This is a genomic window from Micromonospora sp. BL1 (assembly GCF_003667485.1).
In the GTDB taxonomy this organism is placed as follows: Bacteria; Actinomycetota; Actinomycetes; order Mycobacteriales; family Micromonosporaceae; genus Micromonospora; species Micromonospora tulbaghiae.
On sequence record NZ_RCVK01000301.1, the window covers coordinates 20,104 to 38,310 of the forward strand.

At 74.0% G+C, this 18,207-nt stretch carries 15 protein-coding genes; 5 read left to right on the forward strand and 10 right to left on the reverse strand.

Going from position 1 to position 18,207, the window contains the following annotated elements; all coding sequences use genetic code 11:
• Positions 1–3: 3 nt before the first annotated feature.
• Positions 4–1,752 carry a thiamine pyrophosphate-binding protein gene (locus EAD96_RS22675; RefSeq protein ID WP_120570140.1) on the reverse strand — a complete coding sequence of 583 codons (1,749 nt, stop codon included), beginning with the start codon at positions 1,750–1,752 and terminating at the stop codon, positions 4–6.
• Positions 1,745–2,869 (reverse strand): Vms1/Ankzf1 family peptidyl-tRNA hydrolase, encoded by a 1,125-nt coding sequence (locus EAD96_RS22680; protein WP_121685699.1) that lies wholly within the window; start codon positions 2,867–2,869, stop codon positions 1,745–1,747. The genes EAD96_RS22675 and EAD96_RS22680 overlap by 8 nt, the downstream gene beginning before the upstream one ends.
• 142 nt (positions 2,870–3,011) lie before the next feature.
• Between EAD96_RS22680 and EAD96_RS22685 the strand changes: the two genes are divergently transcribed.
• Together EAD96_RS22685 and EAD96_RS22690 are read left to right on the forward strand one after the other, a co-directional pair.
• Entirely contained in the window at positions 3,012–3,560 is a 549-nt protein-coding gene (locus tag EAD96_RS22685) for a hypothetical protein (RefSeq protein WP_184976664.1), read from the forward strand.
• A 41-nt stretch (positions 3,561–3,601) separates the two neighbouring features.
• Positions 3,602–4,492 (forward strand): alpha/beta fold hydrolase, encoded by an 891-nt coding sequence (locus EAD96_RS22690; RefSeq protein ID WP_121685711.1) that lies wholly within the window; start codon positions 3,602–3,604, stop codon positions 4,490–4,492.
• Here EAD96_RS22690 and EAD96_RS22695 read toward each other — a convergent pair.
• Complete coding sequence (locus EAD96_RS22695) at positions 4,473–4,844, reverse strand: DUF3817 domain-containing protein (RefSeq protein ID WP_121685700.1); 372 nt, start codon at positions 4,842–4,844, stop codon at positions 4,473–4,475. The two genes, EAD96_RS22690 and EAD96_RS22695, sit on opposite strands and share 20 nt — an antisense overlap.
• Before the next feature lie 156 nt (positions 4,845–5,000).
• On the opposite strand from EAD96_RS22695, the gene EAD96_RS22700 reads away from it, so the two are divergent.
• A complete protein-coding gene (locus EAD96_RS22700) occupies positions 5,001–6,479 on the forward strand; it encodes a glutamate--cysteine ligase (protein WP_121685712.1) in 1,479 nt (492 codons plus the stop codon).
• A gap of 13 nt (positions 6,480–6,492) precedes the next feature.
• Here EAD96_RS22700 and bla read toward each other — a convergent pair whose 3' ends face one another.
• The 3 genes from bla to EAD96_RS22715 all read right to left on the reverse strand — a co-directional run bounded on the left by bla (position 6,493) and on the right by EAD96_RS22715 (position 8,586).
• The gene (gene bla, locus EAD96_RS22705; protein WP_199733274.1) at positions 6,493–7,401 is read right to left on the reverse strand and encodes a class A beta-lactamase; all 909 of its coding nucleotides are present in this window, start codon (positions 7,399–7,401) and stop codon (positions 6,493–6,495) included.
• A gap of 240 nt (positions 7,402–7,641) precedes the next feature.
• Positions 7,642–8,250: a DUF6518 family protein gene (locus EAD96_RS22710; protein ID WP_233586129.1), complete on the reverse strand. Its 609-nt coding sequence runs from the start codon at positions 8,248–8,250 to the stop codon at positions 7,642–7,644.
• Positions 8,251–8,295: 45 nt separating this feature from the next.
• Complete coding sequence (locus tag EAD96_RS22715; RefSeq protein ID WP_120570145.1) at positions 8,296–8,586, reverse strand: helix-turn-helix domain-containing protein; 291 nt, start codon at positions 8,584–8,586, stop codon at positions 8,296–8,298.
• Positions 8,587–8,652: 66 nt separating this feature from the next.
• Here EAD96_RS22715 and map point away from each other — a divergent pair, with 66 nt between their 5' ends.
• On the forward strand, positions 8,653–9,426 hold the full coding sequence (map, locus tag EAD96_RS22720) for a type I methionyl aminopeptidase (RefSeq protein WP_120570146.1): 774 nt from the start codon (positions 8,653–8,655) through the stop codon (positions 9,424–9,426).
• Positions 9,427–9,528: 102 nt separating this feature from the next.
• On the opposite strand, the gene EAD96_RS22725 is transcribed toward map, so the two are convergent.
• The 4 genes from EAD96_RS22725 to glgX all read right to left on the reverse strand — a co-directional run bounded on the left by EAD96_RS22725 (position 9,529) and on the right by glgX (position 16,486).
• A complete protein-coding gene (locus EAD96_RS22725) occupies positions 9,529–10,176 on the reverse strand; it encodes a maleylpyruvate isomerase family mycothiol-dependent enzyme (protein ID WP_121685703.1) in 648 nt (215 codons plus the stop codon).
• A 155-nt stretch (positions 10,177–10,331) separates the two neighbouring features.
• Positions 10,332–12,065, reverse strand: a complete 1,734-nt coding sequence (treZ, locus tag EAD96_RS22730; protein ID WP_121685704.1) for a malto-oligosyltrehalose trehalohydrolase — start codon at positions 12,063–12,065, stop codon at positions 10,332–10,334.
• Entirely contained in the window at positions 12,062–14,362 is a 2,301-nt protein-coding gene (gene treY / locus EAD96_RS22735; RefSeq protein ID WP_121685705.1) for a malto-oligosyltrehalose synthase, read from the reverse strand. Before treY ends, treZ begins: the two co-directional genes overlap by 4 nt.
• Before the next feature lie 3 nt (positions 14,363–14,365).
• Positions 14,366–16,486, reverse strand: coding sequence for a glycogen debranching protein GlgX (gene glgX, locus EAD96_RS22740; RefSeq protein ID WP_121685706.1), 2,121 nt, complete (start codon positions 16,484–16,486; stop codon positions 14,366–14,368).
• A 317-nt stretch (positions 16,487–16,803) separates the two neighbouring features.
• Between glgX and EAD96_RS22745 the strand changes: the two genes are divergently transcribed.
• A complete protein-coding gene (locus EAD96_RS22745) occupies positions 16,804–18,201 on the forward strand; it encodes a glycosyltransferase family 4 protein (RefSeq protein WP_121685707.1) in 1,398 nt (465 codons plus the stop codon).
• Positions 18,202–18,207 lie beyond the last annotated feature (6 nt).

Genomic DNA, 18,207 nt, shown 5'->3' on the forward strand with positions numbered 1-18,207 from the left:
CGGCTAAACGACCTCGTCCGCCGCGATGGCCTCGGTCTGGATCACCCGCTCCCGCACCCGGCGGGCGGCGTCCCCGTCGGTCACCAGGCCGCGCAGGTCGGCCAGCGCCGGTTCGGGCGCGTCCAGCGGCACGGCCGGGTCCACCACCGCCTCCAGGACGGCCGGCCGGTCGGCCGCGAGCACCTCGTCCCAGGCGGGTCCGACCAGGTCCGGCCGGTCCACCCGGACGCCGTGCAGCCCGAGCAGGCGGGCCCACCCGGCGTACGGCACGTCGGAGCGCCGCCCCCCGGGCGTCCGCCCGCCGCCCACGCCGGACTGGTCCCGGTTGTTCAGCACCAGCACGATCAGGCGGGGGTCGCGCCACCGCGTCCAGTGGTGGGCCACCGTGATCAGCTCGGCCAGGCCGTTGAGCTGCATCGCGCCGTCGCCGAGCAGCGCGAGCACCGGCTCGTCCGGGCGGGCCAGCTTGGCCGCGACCGCGTACGGCAGGGCGCAGCCCGTCGAGCCGAGCGTGCCGCACAGCTGCGCCCGCACCCCGGGCGGCAGCTCCAGGTGCCGGGCGTACCAGTAGATGACCGAGCCGACGTCGACGGCGACGCCGGCGTGCCGGGGCAGCCGGGCGGACAGCTCGCGGAGCACGAGCTGCGGGTTGACCGGCTCGGCCGGGGCGCCGGCGCGCTCGGCGGCGGTCTCCCGCCACCGGTCCACCATCTTCTCCACCATGCCGCGCCACTCGCGGTGGGGATTCTCCGGCACCCGGGTCAGCAGCGCCCGCAGCGTCTCGGCGGCGTCGCCGACGAGCGGCACGTCCACCGGGTAGCGGGTGCCGATGCGCCGGCCGTCGATGTCGATCTGGATGGTGCGTACCTGGCCCGGCATCGGGAACCAGTCGGTCCACGGGTCGTTGGTGCCGATCATCAGCAGCGTGTCGCAGGAGCCCATGAGCTGCGCGGCGGCGGTGGTGCCGACCTCGCCGAGCACGCCGGTGTGGAACGGCAGCCGCTCGTCGAGGACCGGCTTGCCCAGCAGCGACGTGGCGACGCCCGCGCCGAGCCGGTCGGCGAGCGCGACGATCTCCTCGGCCGCGCCGTGCGCGCCCTGGCCGACGAGCATCGCCACCCGCCGCCCGTTGCCGAGCAGCGACGCGGCGGCGTCCAGGTCGGCGTCGTGCGGCAGCACCCGGGCCAGCGGCTCGCCGGGCGTCGCGGTGACCACCCCGGCGGTCTGCGGCAGAAGATCCGGTACGGCGGTGACCTGCAACGCGCGCGGCAGCACCACGCAGGTCGGGCTGCGGGTCGCCGCGGCGGTACGGAACGCCTGGTCCAGCAGCGTCGGCACCTGTTCCGGGCTGCGGCCGTAGCGGACGAACTGGTTGCACACGTCGCCGAACAGCCGGCTCAGCCCGATCTCCTCGTGCGCGCCGCCGAGCGGGCCGGTGACGTCCTCGCCGATGATCGCGACCACCGGCTTGCTGTCGAGCTTGGCGTCGTAGAGCCCGTTGAGCAGGTGCACCGCGCTCGGGCCCTGGGTCGCCAGGCACACCCCGACGCCGCCGGTGAACTTCGCGTGCCCGGTGGCCATGTACGAGGCGGTCTCCTCGTGCCGGGCGGGGACGAAAGCCGGGTCCCCGCCCGCGTCGTCGAGCGCGCCCACGAGTGGGGCGATCGCCGCGCCCGGACAGCCGAAGACCCGCGGTACCCGCCAGGCCCGCAGGCGTTCGACCACCAGGTCGGCGACGATGCGCTCAGCCATTGCCCCGCCCCGGCGTGGTCGCGTCGACGTAGCGCAGCACCGCGCCGACCCCGTCGGTCAGCTCCGGCGCCTCCTCGGGCGCGAGCACCGTGAGGTCCGCGTCGGTGCCGATCAGCGCGCGCAGCAGCGCCGCGTCGGCGCGCACCCGCTGGGGGTCGGCCACCGACATGCCGGCCAGCTGCGCCGGGTCGGTGGCGATCTCGGTCGGCTCGGGGCCCACCCACAGCTCGCCGTCGGCCGACGGGTCGTCCACGATGAGCATGGTGTCGACCTGGTTGCGTTGCAGCGCGGAGACCACGGCGTCGAGTCCGGCGCCGACGTCCTCCTGGACGCCGAAGCGGTCCAGCGCGGCGGCGATCCGCCGGTCGGCGACCTCGGCGACGGTCTGCACCGTGATGTCGTCCATCAGCGTGTCGTCGGCGCCCACGTCGCGGGCCCCGGCGTCGGTGCGCACCAGCACGTCCTGCCAGCGGGTGGGGAGCTGGGCGGCGATCATGCCGGTGGCCCGGACGTCCCCGGCCACCACCACGACGTCCGCGCCGACCCGCTCGGCCAGGTCGGCGGTGGCCGCCGCGGCATCACCGGCGTTCTGGTGCCACGCCTCCATGGCGGCGCGCTGGTAGCGGGACTGCGACCAGCCGCCCGGCTGCACCCGGCGCAGCTGGCGGCTCTGCCCGCCCTGCACCTGGGCCCGCCGGGGCACCCCGCCGGCGCTGACCGCCATCGCGTCCGCGCCGGTCCGGTCGGCCAGCACCCGCACCCAGGCCACCTGCTCGCCGCGCTGGGCCACGAGCGGCATGGTGTGCGGCAGCGCCGACCAGCTCGCCAGGTCGCGCAGCGGCGGCGCGGACAGGTACTCGGTGAGCACCACGCGGCCCCGGCTGGCGAACACGGCGATGCCGTAGTCGCCGGGCATCGGCTGGTGCCGGCGCACGACCTCCTCCACCGCCTCGACGGTGACCGGGTCGGCGCCCTGCCCCAGCAGGTCGCCCTTGAGGGCCCGCCAGCGCAGGTCGACCTGCGCTCGCGCGTCCTGGGTGTCGCGGGAGGCGTCCATGTACACCGAGCACCACGGCCCGGGACGGTCGTAGAGCGGGCGCAGGAAGGACAGCTGCATGCTCGACCCCTTTCCGGCTCGGCCGCACGCATACCCGCGCCCCGACGGAGTTCACCTGCCGGCCGCCCGGGCGTGACCACCGTTCATTCACGTCGTTCAACCCGAAGGGCCGATACCATCTGTGCACGGAACGGGACTCTCGGTGGTGAACATGGATACGGAGCTGTACACCCGACGCGTCGTCCACCCGGCGGAACGCGTCGTCACCGGGCGTCTGGTCCGGTTGATGGAGGGTTACGCGCGGGAGGTCCGGGTCGGGCAGCCCGCGCTGGTCGCGGTGCTGACCGCCGCGGGGGTGGTGGGGCTGCTGCTGAAGGTGGTGCGCGCGTTGCTCAGCAGTGGTGGCGGCGGGGCCCGGCGCAGCTTCAAGGAGCTGAAGAAGGGGCCGGAGTTCCTGGTCACCCCGGTCCGGGTGCGCGACGCCACCGGCCGGCTGGTCGAGGTCGAGTTGCACGGCCACCTGCCGCAGAGCGCGCTGCACCCCGGCGACCACGTCCAGCTCACGCTGCGGGCGCAACGCGACGAGGACCTGCCGCCGCGGATCGAGCGGATCGTCAACCTGACCACCGGGCAGCTGCTCACGCCGCGTACCGCGACGCTCTGGTCGCACCTGGGACCGGCGCTGCTCCTCCAGGCGATGCTCGGCGCCGTGCTGCTGCTCGGCGTGGCCGCCTGCTCGGCGCTGACGTAGCGCGGGTTTCCGTCCGGCCGCCGGTGGGCACCGGTGCGGCCATGTTCCCCGGATTCACGCTCACCGAGATCGACGTCGGCGCGGTCCGCCTGCGCGTACGCCACGGCGGCTCCGGGCCACCGGTGGTGCTGCTGCACGGGCACCCGCGTACCCATGCGACCTGGCACCGGGTGGCGCCGCGGCTGGCCGCGCGGCACACGGTGATCTGCCCGGACCTGCGCGGCTACGGCGGCTCGTCGAAGCCGCCGAGCGACCCGGAGCACACGGTCTACTCCAAGCGGGCGATGGCCGCAGACGTGGTGGGCCTGCTCGACGTGCTCGGGCACCGCCGGGCCGCGGTGATCGGTCACGACCGCGGCGCGTACGTGGCCATGCGGACCGCCCTGGACCACCCGGACCGGGTGAGCCGCCTCGGCGTGCTGGACGGGGTGCCGATCGGTGAGGCGCTGGCCCGCTGCGACGCCCGGTTCGCCGCCCGCTGGTGGCACTGGTTCTTCCTCGGCCAGCTCGCCAAGCCGGCCGAGCGGGTGATCAACGCCGACCCGGACGCCTGGTACGGCGGATCACCGGAGCAGATGGGCGAGCAGGCGTACGCCGACTACCGCCGCGCCATCCACGATCCGGCCACGGTGCACGCCATGTGCGAGGACTACCGGGCCGGGCTCGGCCCGGACCGGGCGGCGGACGACGCGGACCGGGCCGCCGGGCGGCGGATCGGCTGCCCGGTGCTGTTCGCCTGGTCCGAGCGCGACGACATGGTCGACCTCTACGGCGACCCGGCCGCGATCTGGCGCGACTGGGCCGACGACGTGCGGACGGCGTCGATCCCGTCCGGGCACCACATGGCCGAGGAGGCGCCGCGGGAGCTGACCGACGTGCTGGCCGGCTTCCTCGCGGAGGACCTCGCCTCGGTCAGCGACCGGCCGGGGTGAGCGGCTTCTCCACCGGAGCCGGCGCGTCGAGCAGGCCCCGGCGGCTCGCCCAGCGCTCGAACAGCACCGTGGCGAACGGGGGCACCGCGCTGGCCAGGGCCAGCCCGGTCTGCACGAGCGTCCAGCGGCGCCGCAGGGCCACCACGAGCGCCAGCAGGCCGTAGACCACGAACAGCGCACCGTGGACGGGGCCGAAGATCTTCACGCCGATCTCGTTGCCGGGCGGGCCGTACTTGACCGCCATGCCGGCCAGCAGCGCCGCCCACGAGCATCCCTCGGCGAACGCCGCCACCACGAACGCCCGGATCCACCCGTCGCGCATCAGCCACTCCCCTTCGCCGTCGGCGGCCATGCTAGCCGCCCGGGCCGGGCCGCCCGGACGGAACCCGCTGCCCCGCGACGGGGATCACCGGGGCCGCCACGGGGTACAGAAAAGGGCCTCCGGGCCTTTCCTGACCCGCCACTCCGTGCGAGGTTGGGGAGAACCAACTGTGACAGGGTGGTGACCATGGGCGAGGACGTCGGCGTGCGTACCTTCAGCCGGGAGGACCGGGCCCGCTATCGCGAGAAGGTCCGGCGGTGCCTGGACGTGTTCGCCGAGATGCTGCGCGAGTCCCGGTTCGACGTGGAGCGGCCGATGACCGGCCTGGAGATCGAACTGAACCTGGTCGACGACGTCTTCGACCCGGCCATGCGCAACGCCGACGTGCTGGAGGCGATCGCCGACCCGGCGTTCCAGACCGAACTGGGCCAGTTCAACGTGGAGATCAACGTCGAGCCGCGGCGGCTCGCCGGCACCGGCACCGCCGCGTTCGAGGAGCACGTCCGGGCCAGCCTGAACGCCGCCGAGTCCAAGGCCCGCACGGTCGGCGCGCACATGGTGATGGTCGGCATCCTGCCGACGCTGCGCCCGGAGCACCTGACCGCCGAGACGCTGTCGGCCAATCCCCGGTACGCGCTGCTCAACGAGCAGATCTTCGCCGCCCGCGGCGAGGACCTGCCGATCGCGATCAGCGGGGTGGAGCGGCTGGCCACCACGGCCGACACGATCACGCCGGAGGCGGCGTGCACCAGCACCCAGTTCCACCTCCAGGTCAGCCCGGCGCAGTTCGCCGACTACTGGAACGCCGCGCAGGCGATCGCCGGCGTCCAGGTGGCGCTCGGCGCGAACTCCCCGCTGTTCTTCGGCCGGGAGTTGTGGCGCGAGACCCGCGTGCCGCTGTTCCAGCAGGCCACCGACACCCGGGCGGAGGAGATCAAGGCCCAGGGCGTACGCCCGCGGGTGTGGTTCGGCGAACGCTGGATCACCTCGGTGTTCGACCTGTTCGAGGAGAACGTGCGCTACTTCCCGGCGCTGCTGCCGGTCTGCGACGCGGAGGACCCGGCCACCACGCTGCACAGCGGCGGAGTGCCGAAGCTGGCCGAACTGCGCCTGCACAACGGCACCATCTACCGGTGGAACCGGCCGGTCTACGACGTGCTCAAGGGCCGGCCGCACCTGCGGGTGGAGAACCGGGTGCTGCCGGCTGGGCCGACGGTGCTGGACACGGTCGCCAACGGCGCGTTCTACTTCGGCCTGGTCCGGGCGCTCGCCGAGTCGGACCGTCCGCTGTGGTCGCAGATGTCGTTCAGCGCGGCCGAGGAGAACTTCAACGCCTGCGCCCGGCACGGCATCGACGCCCAGGTGTACTGGCCCGGGCTGGGCTACCTGCCGGTGACCGAGCTGGTGCTGCGCCGGCTGCTGCCGATGGCCCACCACGGGTTGGACCGGTGGGGCCTGGACCCGGCGGAACGGGACCGGCTGCTCGGCATCGTCGAGCAGCGCTGCCTGACCGGCCGCAACGGCGCGACGTGGCAGGTGGAGACGCTGCACCGGCTGGAGTCGGCCGACCACATGGACCGGCCGGCGGCGCTGCGCGAGGTGGTCCGACACTACGTCGACCTGATGCACAGCAACCGGCCCGTGCACGAGTGGCCGATCCCCTGAGCCGGGCCTCCCGTCAGCGCAACGCGGTCACCGTCGCCCGCGCCGCCTGGGCGACCAGCGCGTCGTCGGGCTTCGCGTCGCGGCTGTCGCGGCTGGTCATGACCGCGAGCACGATCGGCGCCCGGTCCGGCGGCCACACCACGGCGATGTCGTTGCGGGTGCCGTACCCGCCGGTGCCGGACTTGTCCGCCACCTGCCAGCCGGCCGGCACGCCGGCCCGGACCAGCCCGCTCCCGGTGGTGCTGGCCCGCATCCAGCCGAGCAGCACGTCGCGGTCCGCGGGCCGCAGGGCCTCACCCAGCGCGTACGCCCGCAGCGAGCCGGCCAGCGCGCGGGGCGTGCTGGTGTCGCGCTCGTCGCCGGGCGTGGCCGCGTTGAGCTCCGGTTCCGTACGGGCCGGCCTGGTGACCCGGTCGCCCACCTCCCGTAGCGCCCGCGCGAAGCCGGCCGGGCCACCGAGCGCGTCGAACAGCAGGTTGCCGGCGGTGTTGTCGCTGTACCGCACCGCCGCCTCGGCGGCGTCCCGCAGCGTCATCCCGGTCTCCACGTGCCGTTCGGTCACCGGGGAGTGCGCCACCAGGTCCGCCCGCCGGTAGCGGACCACCCGGTCCCGCTCGGCGTCGGACGTGGCGGCCAGCATCGCGCCCGCCGCGAGCGCCTTGCACGTCGAGGCGTACGCGAACCGCTCGTCGGCCCGGTGTGCGAGGGTGCGGCCGGTGCCGGTGTCGACGGCGAAGACGCCGATCCGGGCGCCGGAGCGCCGCTCCAGCGCCGCCAGCTCCGCCGGTGCGGGCACCGGCTCGGCGCTCGGTGTGGCGTTCGGTGTGGCGCTCGGCGTGGATGTGGCCGGGGCGCTGGTGGGGGACGCGGCCTCGGGGCGGCTCTCCGTGCAGCCGGCCACCAGAGCCGTCGCCGTGAGCATCGCCGCCGCGAGCACCTGCCGTCGGATCACCCGTTTCCTCCCCCGTCGTCCGGACCACGCCGTTCCCGGATCATTGTCGCCGACCCCGGTCGGGCCGGTGCTCGCCGCCTCGGTCGGCGCTGTGGCCCGCCGCCGTTGGCCGGCACTGTGGCTCGCCGCCTTGGCAGGCCCGGTGGCTCGCTGCCTGGGCCGGCCCGCCGCCTCGGCCGGCGCGGTGGCTCGTCCGGCCGACGGGGCAGGTCAGCCCGCTACGGCGGCGAACGTGACCGCGCCCGCCGCGGCCAGCGGCAGCGCCACCGCGGCGGCGAGCAGCCGTACCCGGGCGGACCGGCCGACCAGCACCACCAGCAGCACGGCGAGCGCGAGGTCGATCGCCACGTTCCACCACGCGCCGGGATAGCCGGACCGCGACTTCAGCGCGAACCGCAGCGCCTCCTCGACGAACACGGCCACCGGCAGCGCGGTCCCGACGACGCGGCGCCATCCCTCGGTCCGTGCCCAGATGCCGGCGACGCCGAACACCACGCCCGCCACCACGCCGAACGCCATCCAGACGATCGAGGTGGGCGACCAGATCACGGCGAGGTCGTCGTCCTGGAGCAGCGTCGCCGCGAGGTAGTAGCTGGGCACCGCGACGATGAGCAGAACGCTGGCCGCGACGGCGGCCCGCACCGCGCCCGACCGGATCCACCAGCCCAGCGCGAACGCGGCGACCGCCCAGGTGGCGGTGGAGTTGCCGAGCTCGGCGAACGGGAACGGCACCCACTTGATCCAGACGAAGTCTCCGAAGCCGAGCAGGAAGCCGGCGACGGGGACGACGAGGGCGACGGTGCGACGTGAGGGTGGCATGCGTGGGAGCATACTCAGTATGCTCATCGGGTGGGCGAGGCGGCCCTACGAGGCCAGCCGCCGCTCGGACGGCGTGAGACGCACCGCACCGTCGGACCTGTTGATCTCCGACCACACCTCGTCGAGGGAGAGGCCGAGGACGTCGGCGATGGCCGCGATGGTGGGAAACGCCGGCGTGGCGACCCGGCCGGACTCGATCTTCCGGAGCGTCTCCGGGGAGACGCCCGCGTCGAGCGCGGTGAGCAGCATCGAACGCTCACCCCGCGCTCGCCGCAGGAGCGCGCCGAGGCGCTGCCCGCGCTCGACCTCGGCGGGAGTGAGGGGCAACCTGACCATGCCAGGATTCTAATACCGGGATAACATGGCCGGGATACTTATTGGTTCCGCGAGGAAGGCGCCTGCATGATCGAGATCCTGAGCCCCACCGACGTCCGGCGGGCGCGGGACACCGGCGCCCTGGTCGCCCACATCCTGCAGACGCTGCGCGGCAGCACCACCGTCGGCACCAACCTGCTCGACATCGACAGGCAGGCCCAGCGCATGATCGCCGAGGCCGGGGCGCAGTCCTGCTACGTCGACTACGCGCCGTCCTTCGGACGCGGGCCGTTCGGCCACTACATCTGCACCTCGGTCAACGACGCGGTGCTGCACGGACTGCCGCACGACTACACGCTCGCCGACGGCGACCTGCTGAGCCTCGACCTGGCCGTCTCGCTGGGCGGAGTGGTGGCCGACTCCGCGATCAGCTTCCTCGTCGGCGACGCACGGCCCGCGGAGAGCGTCGCGCTCATCGACGCCACCGAACGGGCGTTGCGCGCCGGGATCGCCGCCGCCGGTCCCGGCGCCCGCGTCGGAGACCTCTCGCACGCCATCGGCTCGGTCCTCACCGAGGCCGGATACTCGGTCAACACCGAGTTCGGCGGTCACGGCGTCGGGTCGACGATGCACCAGGACCCGCACGTGTCGAACACCGGACGGCCCGGGCGCGGCTACACGCTGCGTCCCGGGCTGCTGCTGGCGCTGGAGCCCTGGGTGATGGCGGACACCGCCACGCTGGTCACCGACGCCGACGGGTGGACGCTGCGCAGCGCGACGGGCTGCCGTACCGCGCACAGCGAGCACACCATCGCCATCACCGACGACGGCGCGGAGATCCTGACGCTGCCGAGGTCGTGACCCTCACCGGGCCCGGCGTCCGGCACGACGGCCCTCCGCGTTCCGCCGCCGGGCACCGTCAGGCGGGCGTGCAGCGCTCCCGTTCCGCCCCGCCGGGCGTCGTCAGGCGGGCGCGCAGCGCTCCCGCAGCGTCTGCACGCCGGGCCCGGTGAGGTCGTCGCAGTAGGCGGCCCGTCCGGCCATCGCCATCATCAGCGCGACAGAGGTGCCGCTGACCAGCGGACCGACCCCGGCGCTGAACGGCCCGTCGGTCGCCTCCACCCGCAGGCCCTCGACCGCACTGCGGCCGGCCACCGTGAAGTCCCGGCCGGCGAAGAAGCGGGCGACCGGCGTGACGGCCTCGACCGAGGGCGTACGGGTCAGGCCGAGCGGACGCCGGATGTCCTGGGCGTGCACGACCACCTCACCGAGCCACGCCTCGGTCGGCCCGAACGTCGACGTGGTGCTGCCGACGATGCGGCGGAACCGGTCGAGCGTCTCCCCCGGGTCGGCGCCCCGGTGCTCGGCCAGCCGCCGGTCGTTGTGCAGGTCGAAATCGAACCGGGCCCCGAGCACACTGGCGACCCAGCGGGCCCGGCCGACGCTCGCCGCCGCCGTCAGGTGCGCGAGCGTCTCCTCCACCGTCCACCTGCCGCACAGCGAGGGCCGGGCCCACTGCCCCGCGTCGAGTCCGGCGAGATCGTCGGCGAGGTCGGCGCGCTCGGCGTGCGCGAGCGCCCACAGCTCACGGCGGGTCAGCGTGTCGGACATGGAACCTCCAGGGTCGGGCCGTCGGAGGTAGGACCACGCTCCCGCCGCGAACTCACCGCCCCCGGCTCCGCCGATCTTGGAGTTGTGGCGGTTCGCGAACCGGACAGGTGGGACCTTCGAGGCGCCACAAGTCCAAGATCGACGCCGGCAAGCGGTCAGAGCGCCACGATCGCGGCCGACTCCGGCGGCAGCTCGATGCCGTCGCGCATGACCGTGACCCCCTCGGACGTGGCGAGCAGCACCCGGCGTACCACGCCGGGCAGGTTGATCCGCTGCGCCCGGCCGGCCAGGTTCGCCACCACGAGCGTGTCGCCGCGCCGCATCACCAGGAACCGGTCGCCGTGGCGTACGTCGACCCGGTCCAGCCGGGGGTCGGACAGGTCGGCCCGGGAGCGGCGCAGCGCGATCAGCCGCCGGTACAGGTCGTACGTCTCACGGTGCTCCGGCTTGTCCAGCTCGGCCCAGTCCAGCCGGGACCGCAGGAACGTCTGCGGGTCCTGCGGGTCGGGGACGTCGTCGGTGGCCCAGCCGTGGCCGGCGAACTCGCGTCGGCGGCCGGTGGCCACCGCCGTCGCCAGTTCCGGCTCGGGGTGGCTGGTGAAGAACTGCCACGGGGTGGAGGCCGCCCACTCCTCCCCCATGAACAGCATCGGCGTGAACGGCGCGGTCATCAGCAGCGTCGCCCCGACGCGCAGCAGGCCGGGTGACAGCGTGGCGGAGATCCGGTCGCCGGTGGCCCGGTTGCCGATCTGGTCGTGGTTCTGCAGGTACGCCACGAAGCGGTGGCCGGGCGTGCGCTGCCGGTCGACCGGGCGGCCGTGGCTACGGCCGCGGAAGCTGGACCAGGTGCCGGCGTGGAAGAACCCTCCGGTCAGCACGTCGGTGAGGCATTCCAGGGAGCCGAAGTCGCCGTAGTAGCCCTGCCGCTCGCCGGTGAGCAGCGTGTGCAGCGCGTGGTGGGCGTCGTCGTTCCACTGGGCGTGCAGGCCGTACCCGCCCGCCTCGCGGGGCGTGATCAGGCGCGGGTCGTTGAGGTCGCTCTCGGCGATCAGCGACAGCGGGCGTCCGAGGTGCGTGGACAGCGCCTCCACCTCGGCGGCGACCTCCTCCAGCCAGTGCACGGCCCGGCCGTCGGGCATGGCGTGCACGGCGTCCAGCCGCAGCCCGTCGACGTGGTAGTCGCGCAGCCAGCCCAGCACGCTGTCGGCGATGTAGCGGCGTACCCCGTCGGAGTGCGGGCCGTCCAGGTTGACGGTGCGGCCCCAGGTGTTGCTCTGCTCGGTGAGGTACGGCGCGAACCGCGGCGCGTAGGCCCCGGAGGGCCCGAAATGGTTGTAGACGACGTCGAGGATCACCCCCAGGCCCTTGGCGTGGGCGGCGTCGACGAACCGTTTCAGGCCGTCCGGGCCGCCGTACGGCTCGTGCGGGGCGTACCAGCAGACGCCGTCGTAGCCCCAGTTGTACTCGCCGTTGAACGCGTTCACCGGCAGCAGTTCGACCATGTCGACGCCGAGGTCGACCAGGTGGTCGAGCTTGGCGATGGCCGCGTCGAACGTGCCCTCCGGGGTGAACGTGCCGATGTGCAGCTCGTACAGCACGCTGCCGGGCAGCTGCCGGCCGGTCCAGGCGGCGTCGGTCCAGGCGAACGCCGCGTGGTCGTAGAGCCGGCTCGGCCCGTGCACCCCGGCCGGCTGCCAGGCCGAGCGGGGGTCGGGCAGGGCCTGGTCGTCGTCGTCGAGCAGGAACGCGTAGTCGGTGCCCGGCCCGGCGCCGGGCACCTCGACCCGCCACCAGCCGTCCGGCCCCTGACGCATCGCGTGGTCGGCGACGCCGGGCAGGCGCAGCCGCACCCGGGCGGCCTCGGGCGCCCACACCGTGAACTCGGTCATGCGGCGGCCTCCACAGAGTCGGTGGGTGCGAGGAGGGCGACGGGGTAGGTGCTCAGCAGATCATGAAGGAGCAGCTCAGAACCACTGTAGACCCGTCCGGTGAACAAGTCGGTGCACTCGTGAACGGGAAGTGACAGCGCCGTGTCCCGCCAGCCGCCGGAGCGGCCCAGCCGCAGCGGCAGCCGGGTCGCGACCGCGACCGCGCCGCCCCGGTCGAAGGCCACCGCGTGCGCGGCCGCCGGGCCGCGTGCCGGCACCGGCCGGTAGCCGCCGAACAGGTCCGGGCGGTCGCGGCGCAACCGCAGCGTCCGGGAGACCACGAGCAGCTTGGCCGCGCCGTCGCCGGCCACCGCGGGCCGCCAGCCGGCGTCGAGCCGGGCCAGCATGTCCCGGCGTACGGCGAAGTCGACCGGCCGCCTGTTGTCCGGGTCGACGAGCGAGTTCTCCCACAGCTCGGTGCCCTGGTAGACGTCGGGCACGCCGGGCATGGCGAGCTGGACCAGCTTCTGCCCGAGCGCGTTGGACCAGCCGGGCGGGGTGATCTCGGCGGCGAACGCGGTGATCTGGGCGTGCAGTTCCGGGTCGTCGTACATCCGGTCGACCAGGGCGTGCAGCTCGTGCTCGAAGGCCGCGTCGGGGTCGGCCCAGCTCGTGGTGACCGACGCCTCCCGGGCGGCCTTCTCGGCGTACCCGTGCAGTCGTTCCCGTTCGATCGGCCACGCCCCGACGGCGGTCTGCCAGAGCAGGTGGGCCAGCGCGGGGTCGGCCAGCGGCGCGCGCGACATCCAGTCGGCGACCCGCTCGGCCCAGCGGCCGGGCAGCTCGGACAGCACCGCGAGCCGGGCACGGACGTCCTCGCCGCGCTTGGTGTCGTGGGTGGACAGCGCGGTCATGCTCGCCGGCCAGCGCACGTGCCGGGTGGCGGCGAAGCGGTGCAGCTCGGCCGGGGGTACACCGAAGTGGGCCGGGCTGCCGCCGACCTCGTTGAGGGCGACGAACCGGCTCCACCGGTAGTACGCGGTGTCCTCCACGCCCTTGGCCATCACCGCGCCGGTGAACTGCGGGAACCGGGCGGCCAGCTCGTGGCCGGGGTCGCGCAGCCGGGCGGTGACCGCGTCCAGCACGCCGGTCAGGTCTGGCCGGCGGCGACCTGCTTCGCTGCGGGCGGCGGCCAGGTGCCGGGCGCCGGAGGGCGGGTAGCCGCGGTAGACCGGGAAGCACGCGGCCAGCTCGGCCAGGGCGGCGCGGACCTGCTCGCCCGGCAGCTCCGGCACCAGCGCGGCCAGCCGGGTCAGCTCGGCGGCGAGCAGCCGGGTGGCCGCCTCCAGCTTGGTGGCGTGTGTCAGGTCGGCCCAGGAGGTGTGCCGCCCGGTCAGCCGGCCGTCGAGCGTGGTGAACTCCGGTTCGGCGTCCGGGTCGACGAACAGCCCGGACACGGCGGCCAGCGCGTCGTAGCCGGTGGTGCCGTCGACCGGCCAGTCGGGCAGGTCCTCGCCGTACTCCAGGATCTTCTCCACCACCAGCCAGCGCTGCGGCGCGGCGGCGCGCAACCGGGCCAGGTAGCCGGCCGGGTCGCGCAGCCCGTCCGGGTGGTCGACGCGGATGCCGTCGACCTCCCCGGCGTCGACCCAGCGCAGGATCTCCGCGTGGGTGGCGTCGAAGACCTCCGGGTCCTCCACCCGCAGGCCGGCCAGGTCGGACACGGCGAAGAACCGGCGGTACGTCAGCTCGGCGTCGCCGCGCCGCCAGTTCACCAGCTCGTAGTGCTGCCGGTCGTGCACCTGCCGGGGGGTTCCGTCGCCGGTGCCGTCGGCGACCGGGAAGCGGTGCTCGTGGTAGCGCAGCTCCCCGTCGACGAGCTTCAGGTCGTCGAGCGCGTCGGCGGTGTCGGCGAGCACCGGCAGCAGCAGCCGGCCGCGGTCCCAGTCGATGTCGAACCAGCGCGCGTACGCCGAGTCGCGTCCCCGCCGCAGCACGTCCCACCAGGCCGGGTTGGCCTCGGGCCGGGCCACCCCGGCGTGGTTGGGCACGATGTCCACGACCAGGCCCAGCCCGGCCGCGCGCAGCGCCCGGACCAGCCGCGCCCGGGCGGCCTCGCCGCCGAGCTGCGGGTTGACCGCGCGGTGGTCCACCACGTCGTAGCCGTGCGTGGAGCCGGGGGTGGCGATGAGCAGGGGCGCGGTGTAGAGGTGGGTGACGCCGAGCGCGGCGAGGTAGCCCGCCAGCTCGGCCGTGGCGTCCAGGTCGAAGCCGGGCCGCACCTGGACCCGGTAGGTCGAGCGGGGGGTGTCGGGCATGGCTCAGGCCGTCCTCTCCAGGACCAGCAGCGAGCGGTCCGGCACGCAGACCGTGCCGCCCGCCTCGACGAGCGTCGTCTTCTCCGGATCGGGTTCCGCGGTGCTGATCACCAGCTCCCACCGGGTGCCGAACTCCTCGCCGGGCAGCGTGAAGTCCAGCGGCGCGTCGTGCGCGTTGAACAGCAGCAGGAAGGAGTCGTCCCGGTGGCGCTGGCCGTACTGGCCGCGTTCGCCGATGCCGTCGCCGTTGACGAACAGGGCGACCGAGCGGCCGAAGTCGTTGCCCCAGTCCTCGCCGGTCATCTCCCGGCCGTCCGGGGTGTACCAGGCCAGGTCCGGCAGCCCGGAACCGGCGGCCCGTCCGCCCACCGGCAGGCCGGTGAAGAACCGGCGGCGGCGGAACACCTGGTGCCGGTTGCGGAACTCGGTGAGCCGGCGGACGAAGTCCAGCAGCTCGGTGTCGGCCCGGTCCCAGTCCACCCAGGCGAGCTCGCTGTCCTGGCAGTAGGCGTTGTTGTTGCCGCGCTGGGTGCGGCCCAGTTCGTCGCCGTGGCCGAGCATCGGCACGCCCTGGGACAGGATCAGCGTGGCCAGGAAGTTGCGCCGCTGCCGGGCCCGCAGCGCCAGCACGCCCGGGTCGTCGGTCTCGCCCTCGACGCCGCAGTTCCAGGACCGGTTGTGGCTCTCCCCGTCCCGGTTTTCCTCGCCGTTGGCCTCGTTGTGCTTGTCGTTGTAGGAGACCAGGTCGGTGAGCGTGAACCCGTCGTGGCAGGTGACGAAGTTGATGCTGTGGAACGGGCGGCGGCCGTCGTCCTGGTAGAGGTCGGCGGAGCCGGAGATGCGGGAGGCGAACTCGGCGAGCGTGGCCGGCTCGCCGCGCCAGAAGTCGCGTACGGTGTCGCGGTACTTGCCGTTCCACTCGGTCCACTGCGGCGGGAAGTTGCCGACCTGGTAGCCGCCGGGGCCGACGTCCCACGGCTCGGCGATGAGCTTGACCCGGCCGACCACCGGGTCCTGCTGCACCACCTCGAAGAACGTGGACAGGCGGTCCACCTCGTAGAACTCGCGGGCCAGCGTGGCGGCCAGGTCGAACCGGAAGCCGTCGACGTGCATCTCGGTGACCCAGTAGCGCAGCGAATCCATGATCAGTTGTAGCGAGTGCGGACTGCGCACGTTGAGGCTGTTGCCGGTGCCGGTGTAGTCGACGAAGTAGCGCCGATCTTCCTCGGAGAGCCGGTAGTAGCTCGGGGTGTCGATGCCCTTGAAGCTCAGCGACGGCCCGAGATGGTTGCCCTCGGCGGTGTGGTTGTAGACCACGTCGAGGATGACCTCGATGCCTGCGGCGTGCAGCGCCTTGACCATGCCCCGGAACTCCTGCACCTGCTGGCCCAGGCGGCCCAGCGCGGAGTAGCCGTGGTGCGGGGCGAAGAAGCTGATGGTGTTGTAGCCCCAGTAGTTGCGCAGCCCCAGGTCGGCCAGGCGGTGGTCGTGCACGAACTCGTGCACCGGCATCAGCTCCACCGCTGTCACGCCGAGCCGCTTGAAGTGCTCGATCATCACCGGGGAGGCGATCGCCGCGTACGTGCCGCGCAGCTCCTCCGGGATGCCCGGGTGGCGCATGGTCAGGCCGCGCACGTGCGCCTCGTAGATCACCGAGTGGTGGTACGGGGTGCGCGGCGGCCGGTCGTTGCCCCAGTCGAAGTACGGGTTCACCACCACCGACTTCGGCATGTACGGCGCCGAGTCCTCGGTGTTCATCCGGTCCGGGTCGCCGCCGACCTCGTAGTCGTAGACCGACGGGTGCCAGGTGACCTCCCCGTCGACCGCCTTCGCGTACGGGTCGAGCAGCAGCTTGTGCGGATTGCAGCGCAGCCCCTCGGCCGGGTTCCACGGCCCGTGCACCCGGTAGCCGTAGCGCTGGCCGGGCTCGACGCCGGGGATGTAGGCGTGCCACACGTACGCGTCGACCTCGCGCAGCTCCACCCGGCGCTCGGTGCCGATGTCCCACTCGTCGAACAGGCACAGCTCGATCTTCTCCGCCACCTCGGAGAAGATCGCGAAGTTGGTGCCCATCCCGTCGTACGTGGCGCCGAGGGGGTAGCTCTCGCCCGGCCAGACCTGCATGTCGCTCCTTCGGCCCATGATCGTGAGCGCATCGGGCGGGGGGCACCGCCGATGCGCACGCCGGTGATGCCCCGTCGTACCGCCCGTCAATCCACCCGTTCGGACCGTAACCGAATCCGCCCTCCTGAGTCCGGACAGACGTTCGGGTGTCATCCGTCACGATCGACCTTTTCAAGATGCGGACCGGCGGCAGATGGACTTTCCTGGATCCGGGCCCACGCGCGCGCGGGCCCGCCCGGCCGTTCGGCCACCCCTCACCACCGCTCGTCGCCGCCACCGATGCCGGCGTGCCTCACCATGCATGGACGGAGATCGACGTGACCACTCTGCGGGTCGGCGCTCAGCCCGCCACCGCGACGGACCGGCTCCACCGGCCCACCCTCACCTCCCGCCCGGCGCCCCCGTCGCCGGCCGGGGCCGGGCCCCGGCCCCGGCGCATCCTGATGCTGTCGTGGGAGTACCCGCCGGTGCTCGTCGGTGGCCTCGGCCGCCACGTCCACGCGCTGTCCGTGGCGCTGGCCGCAGCCGGGCACGAGGTCACAGTCGTCACCCGCCACGCCGAGGGCGCTCCCCTGGAGGAGTACGCCGACGGCGTGCGCGTGGTCCGCGCCGCCGAGGACCCGGTCCGGTTCCCGCTGGCCACCGGATCGCTGCTGGCCTGGACCATGGCGTTCAACCACACCCTGACCCGGGCCGCGCTGCGCGCCGCCTCCGCCGGCTCGTACGACGTCATCCACGCCCACGACTGGCTCGTCGCACACACCGCGATGACGCTGCGCGAGCACCTGGACGTGCCGCTGGTCAGCACCATCCACGCCACCGAGGCGGGCCGGCACCAGGGCTGGCTGCCGGAGGAGATGAACCGCACCATCCACGGCGTCGAACACTGGCTCGCCGGCGAGTCCGGCCGGGTGATCGTCTGCTCCGGTTACATGCGCGACGAGGTGGGCGCGTTGTTCGGCGTGGACGCCGCCCGGGTCGACGTGGTGCCCAACGGCGTCGAGCCGCACCGCTGGCGGGTGCCCGCGTCGGCGGTCGCCGCCGCCCGGGCCCGGTTCGCCGCCGACGGCCCGCTGGTCACGTTCGCCGGCCGCCTGGTGTACGAGAAGGGCGTGCAGCACCTGCTGGCCGGGCTGCCCCGGCTGCGCGACCGGCACCCCGGGCTGCGCGCGGTGATCGTCGGCGACGGGCCGTACAAGGCGGACCTGGAGGCCGAGGTGCACCGCCTCGGACTGGGCGCGACTGTGAGCATGCCCGGGTTCCTCGGCGGCACCGACCTGCCCGCCGTGATGGCCGCCTCGGACTGCTTCGCGGTGCCAAGCATCTACGAGCCGTTCGGCATGGTGGCGCTGGAGGGGGCAGCCGCGGGCGCGCCGCTGGCGGTGGCCCGTACCGGCGGGCTGGCCGAGATCGTCGAGCCGGGCGTCACCGGGATGACGTTCGCCCCGCACGACCCGGACGGGCTGGCCGAGGCGGTGCACACGCTGCTGTCCGACCGGGACCGGGCCCGCGCGCTCGCCCGGCGGGCCCGCGCCATGGTGCACGAGCAGTACGGCTGGTCCGCCATCGCGTCCCGCACGGCCGCCGCGTACGCCGCCGCCATCGCCGGTGACCCGGCGTTCACCGCCGCCCGCGCCCAGCACCGCATGGCACACGGCCACACGACCCCCCACGTCCCCGAGGGCAACCTCCTCACCGCCGCCGGCCTCCGCTAGCCCAGA

Coding starts and splice junctions, on each gene's coding strand:
- EAD96_RS22675 (WP_120570140.1), bottom strand. CDS start 1,752: ATGGCTGAGCGCATCGTCGCCGACCTGGTGGTCGAACGCCTGCGGGCC.
- EAD96_RS22680 (WP_121685699.1), bottom strand. CDS start 2,869: ATGCAGCTGTCCTTCCTGCGCCCGCTCTACGACCGTCCCGGGCCGTGG.
- EAD96_RS22690 (WP_121685711.1), top strand. CDS start 3,602: ATGTTCCCCGGATTCACGCTCACCGAGATCGACGTCGGCGCGGTCCGC.
- EAD96_RS22695 (WP_121685700.1), bottom strand. CDS start 4,844: ATGGCCGCCGACGGCGAAGGGGAGTGGCTGATGCGCGACGGGTGGATC.
- EAD96_RS22700 (WP_121685712.1), top strand. CDS start 5,001: ATGGGCGAGGACGTCGGCGTGCGTACCTTCAGCCGGGAGGACCGGGCC.
- bla (WP_199733274.1), bottom strand. CDS start 7,401: ATGCTCACGGCGACGGCTCTGGTGGCCGGCTGCACGGAGAGCCGCCCC.
- EAD96_RS22710 (WP_233586129.1), bottom strand. CDS start 8,250: ATGCCACCCTCACGTCGCACCGTCGCCCTCGTCGTCCCCGTCGCCGGC.
- EAD96_RS22715 (WP_120570145.1), bottom strand. CDS start 8,586: ATGGTCAGGTTGCCCCTCACTCCCGCCGAGGTCGAGCGCGGGCAGCGC.
- map (WP_120570146.1), top strand. CDS start 8,653: ATGATCGAGATCCTGAGCCCCACCGACGTCCGGCGGGCGCGGGACACC.
- EAD96_RS22725 (WP_121685703.1), bottom strand. CDS start 10,176: ATGTCCGACACGCTGACCCGCCGTGAGCTGTGGGCGCTCGCGCACGCC.
- treZ (WP_121685704.1), bottom strand. CDS start 12,065: ATGACCGAGTTCACGGTGTGGGCGCCCGAGGCCGCCCGGGTGCGGCTG.
- treY (WP_121685705.1), bottom strand. CDS start 14,362: ATGCCCGACACCCCCCGCTCGACCTACCGGGTCCAGGTGCGGCCCGGC.
- glgX (WP_121685706.1), bottom strand. CDS start 16,486: ATGCAGGTCTGGCCGGGCGAGAGCTACCCCCTCGGCGCCACGTACGAC.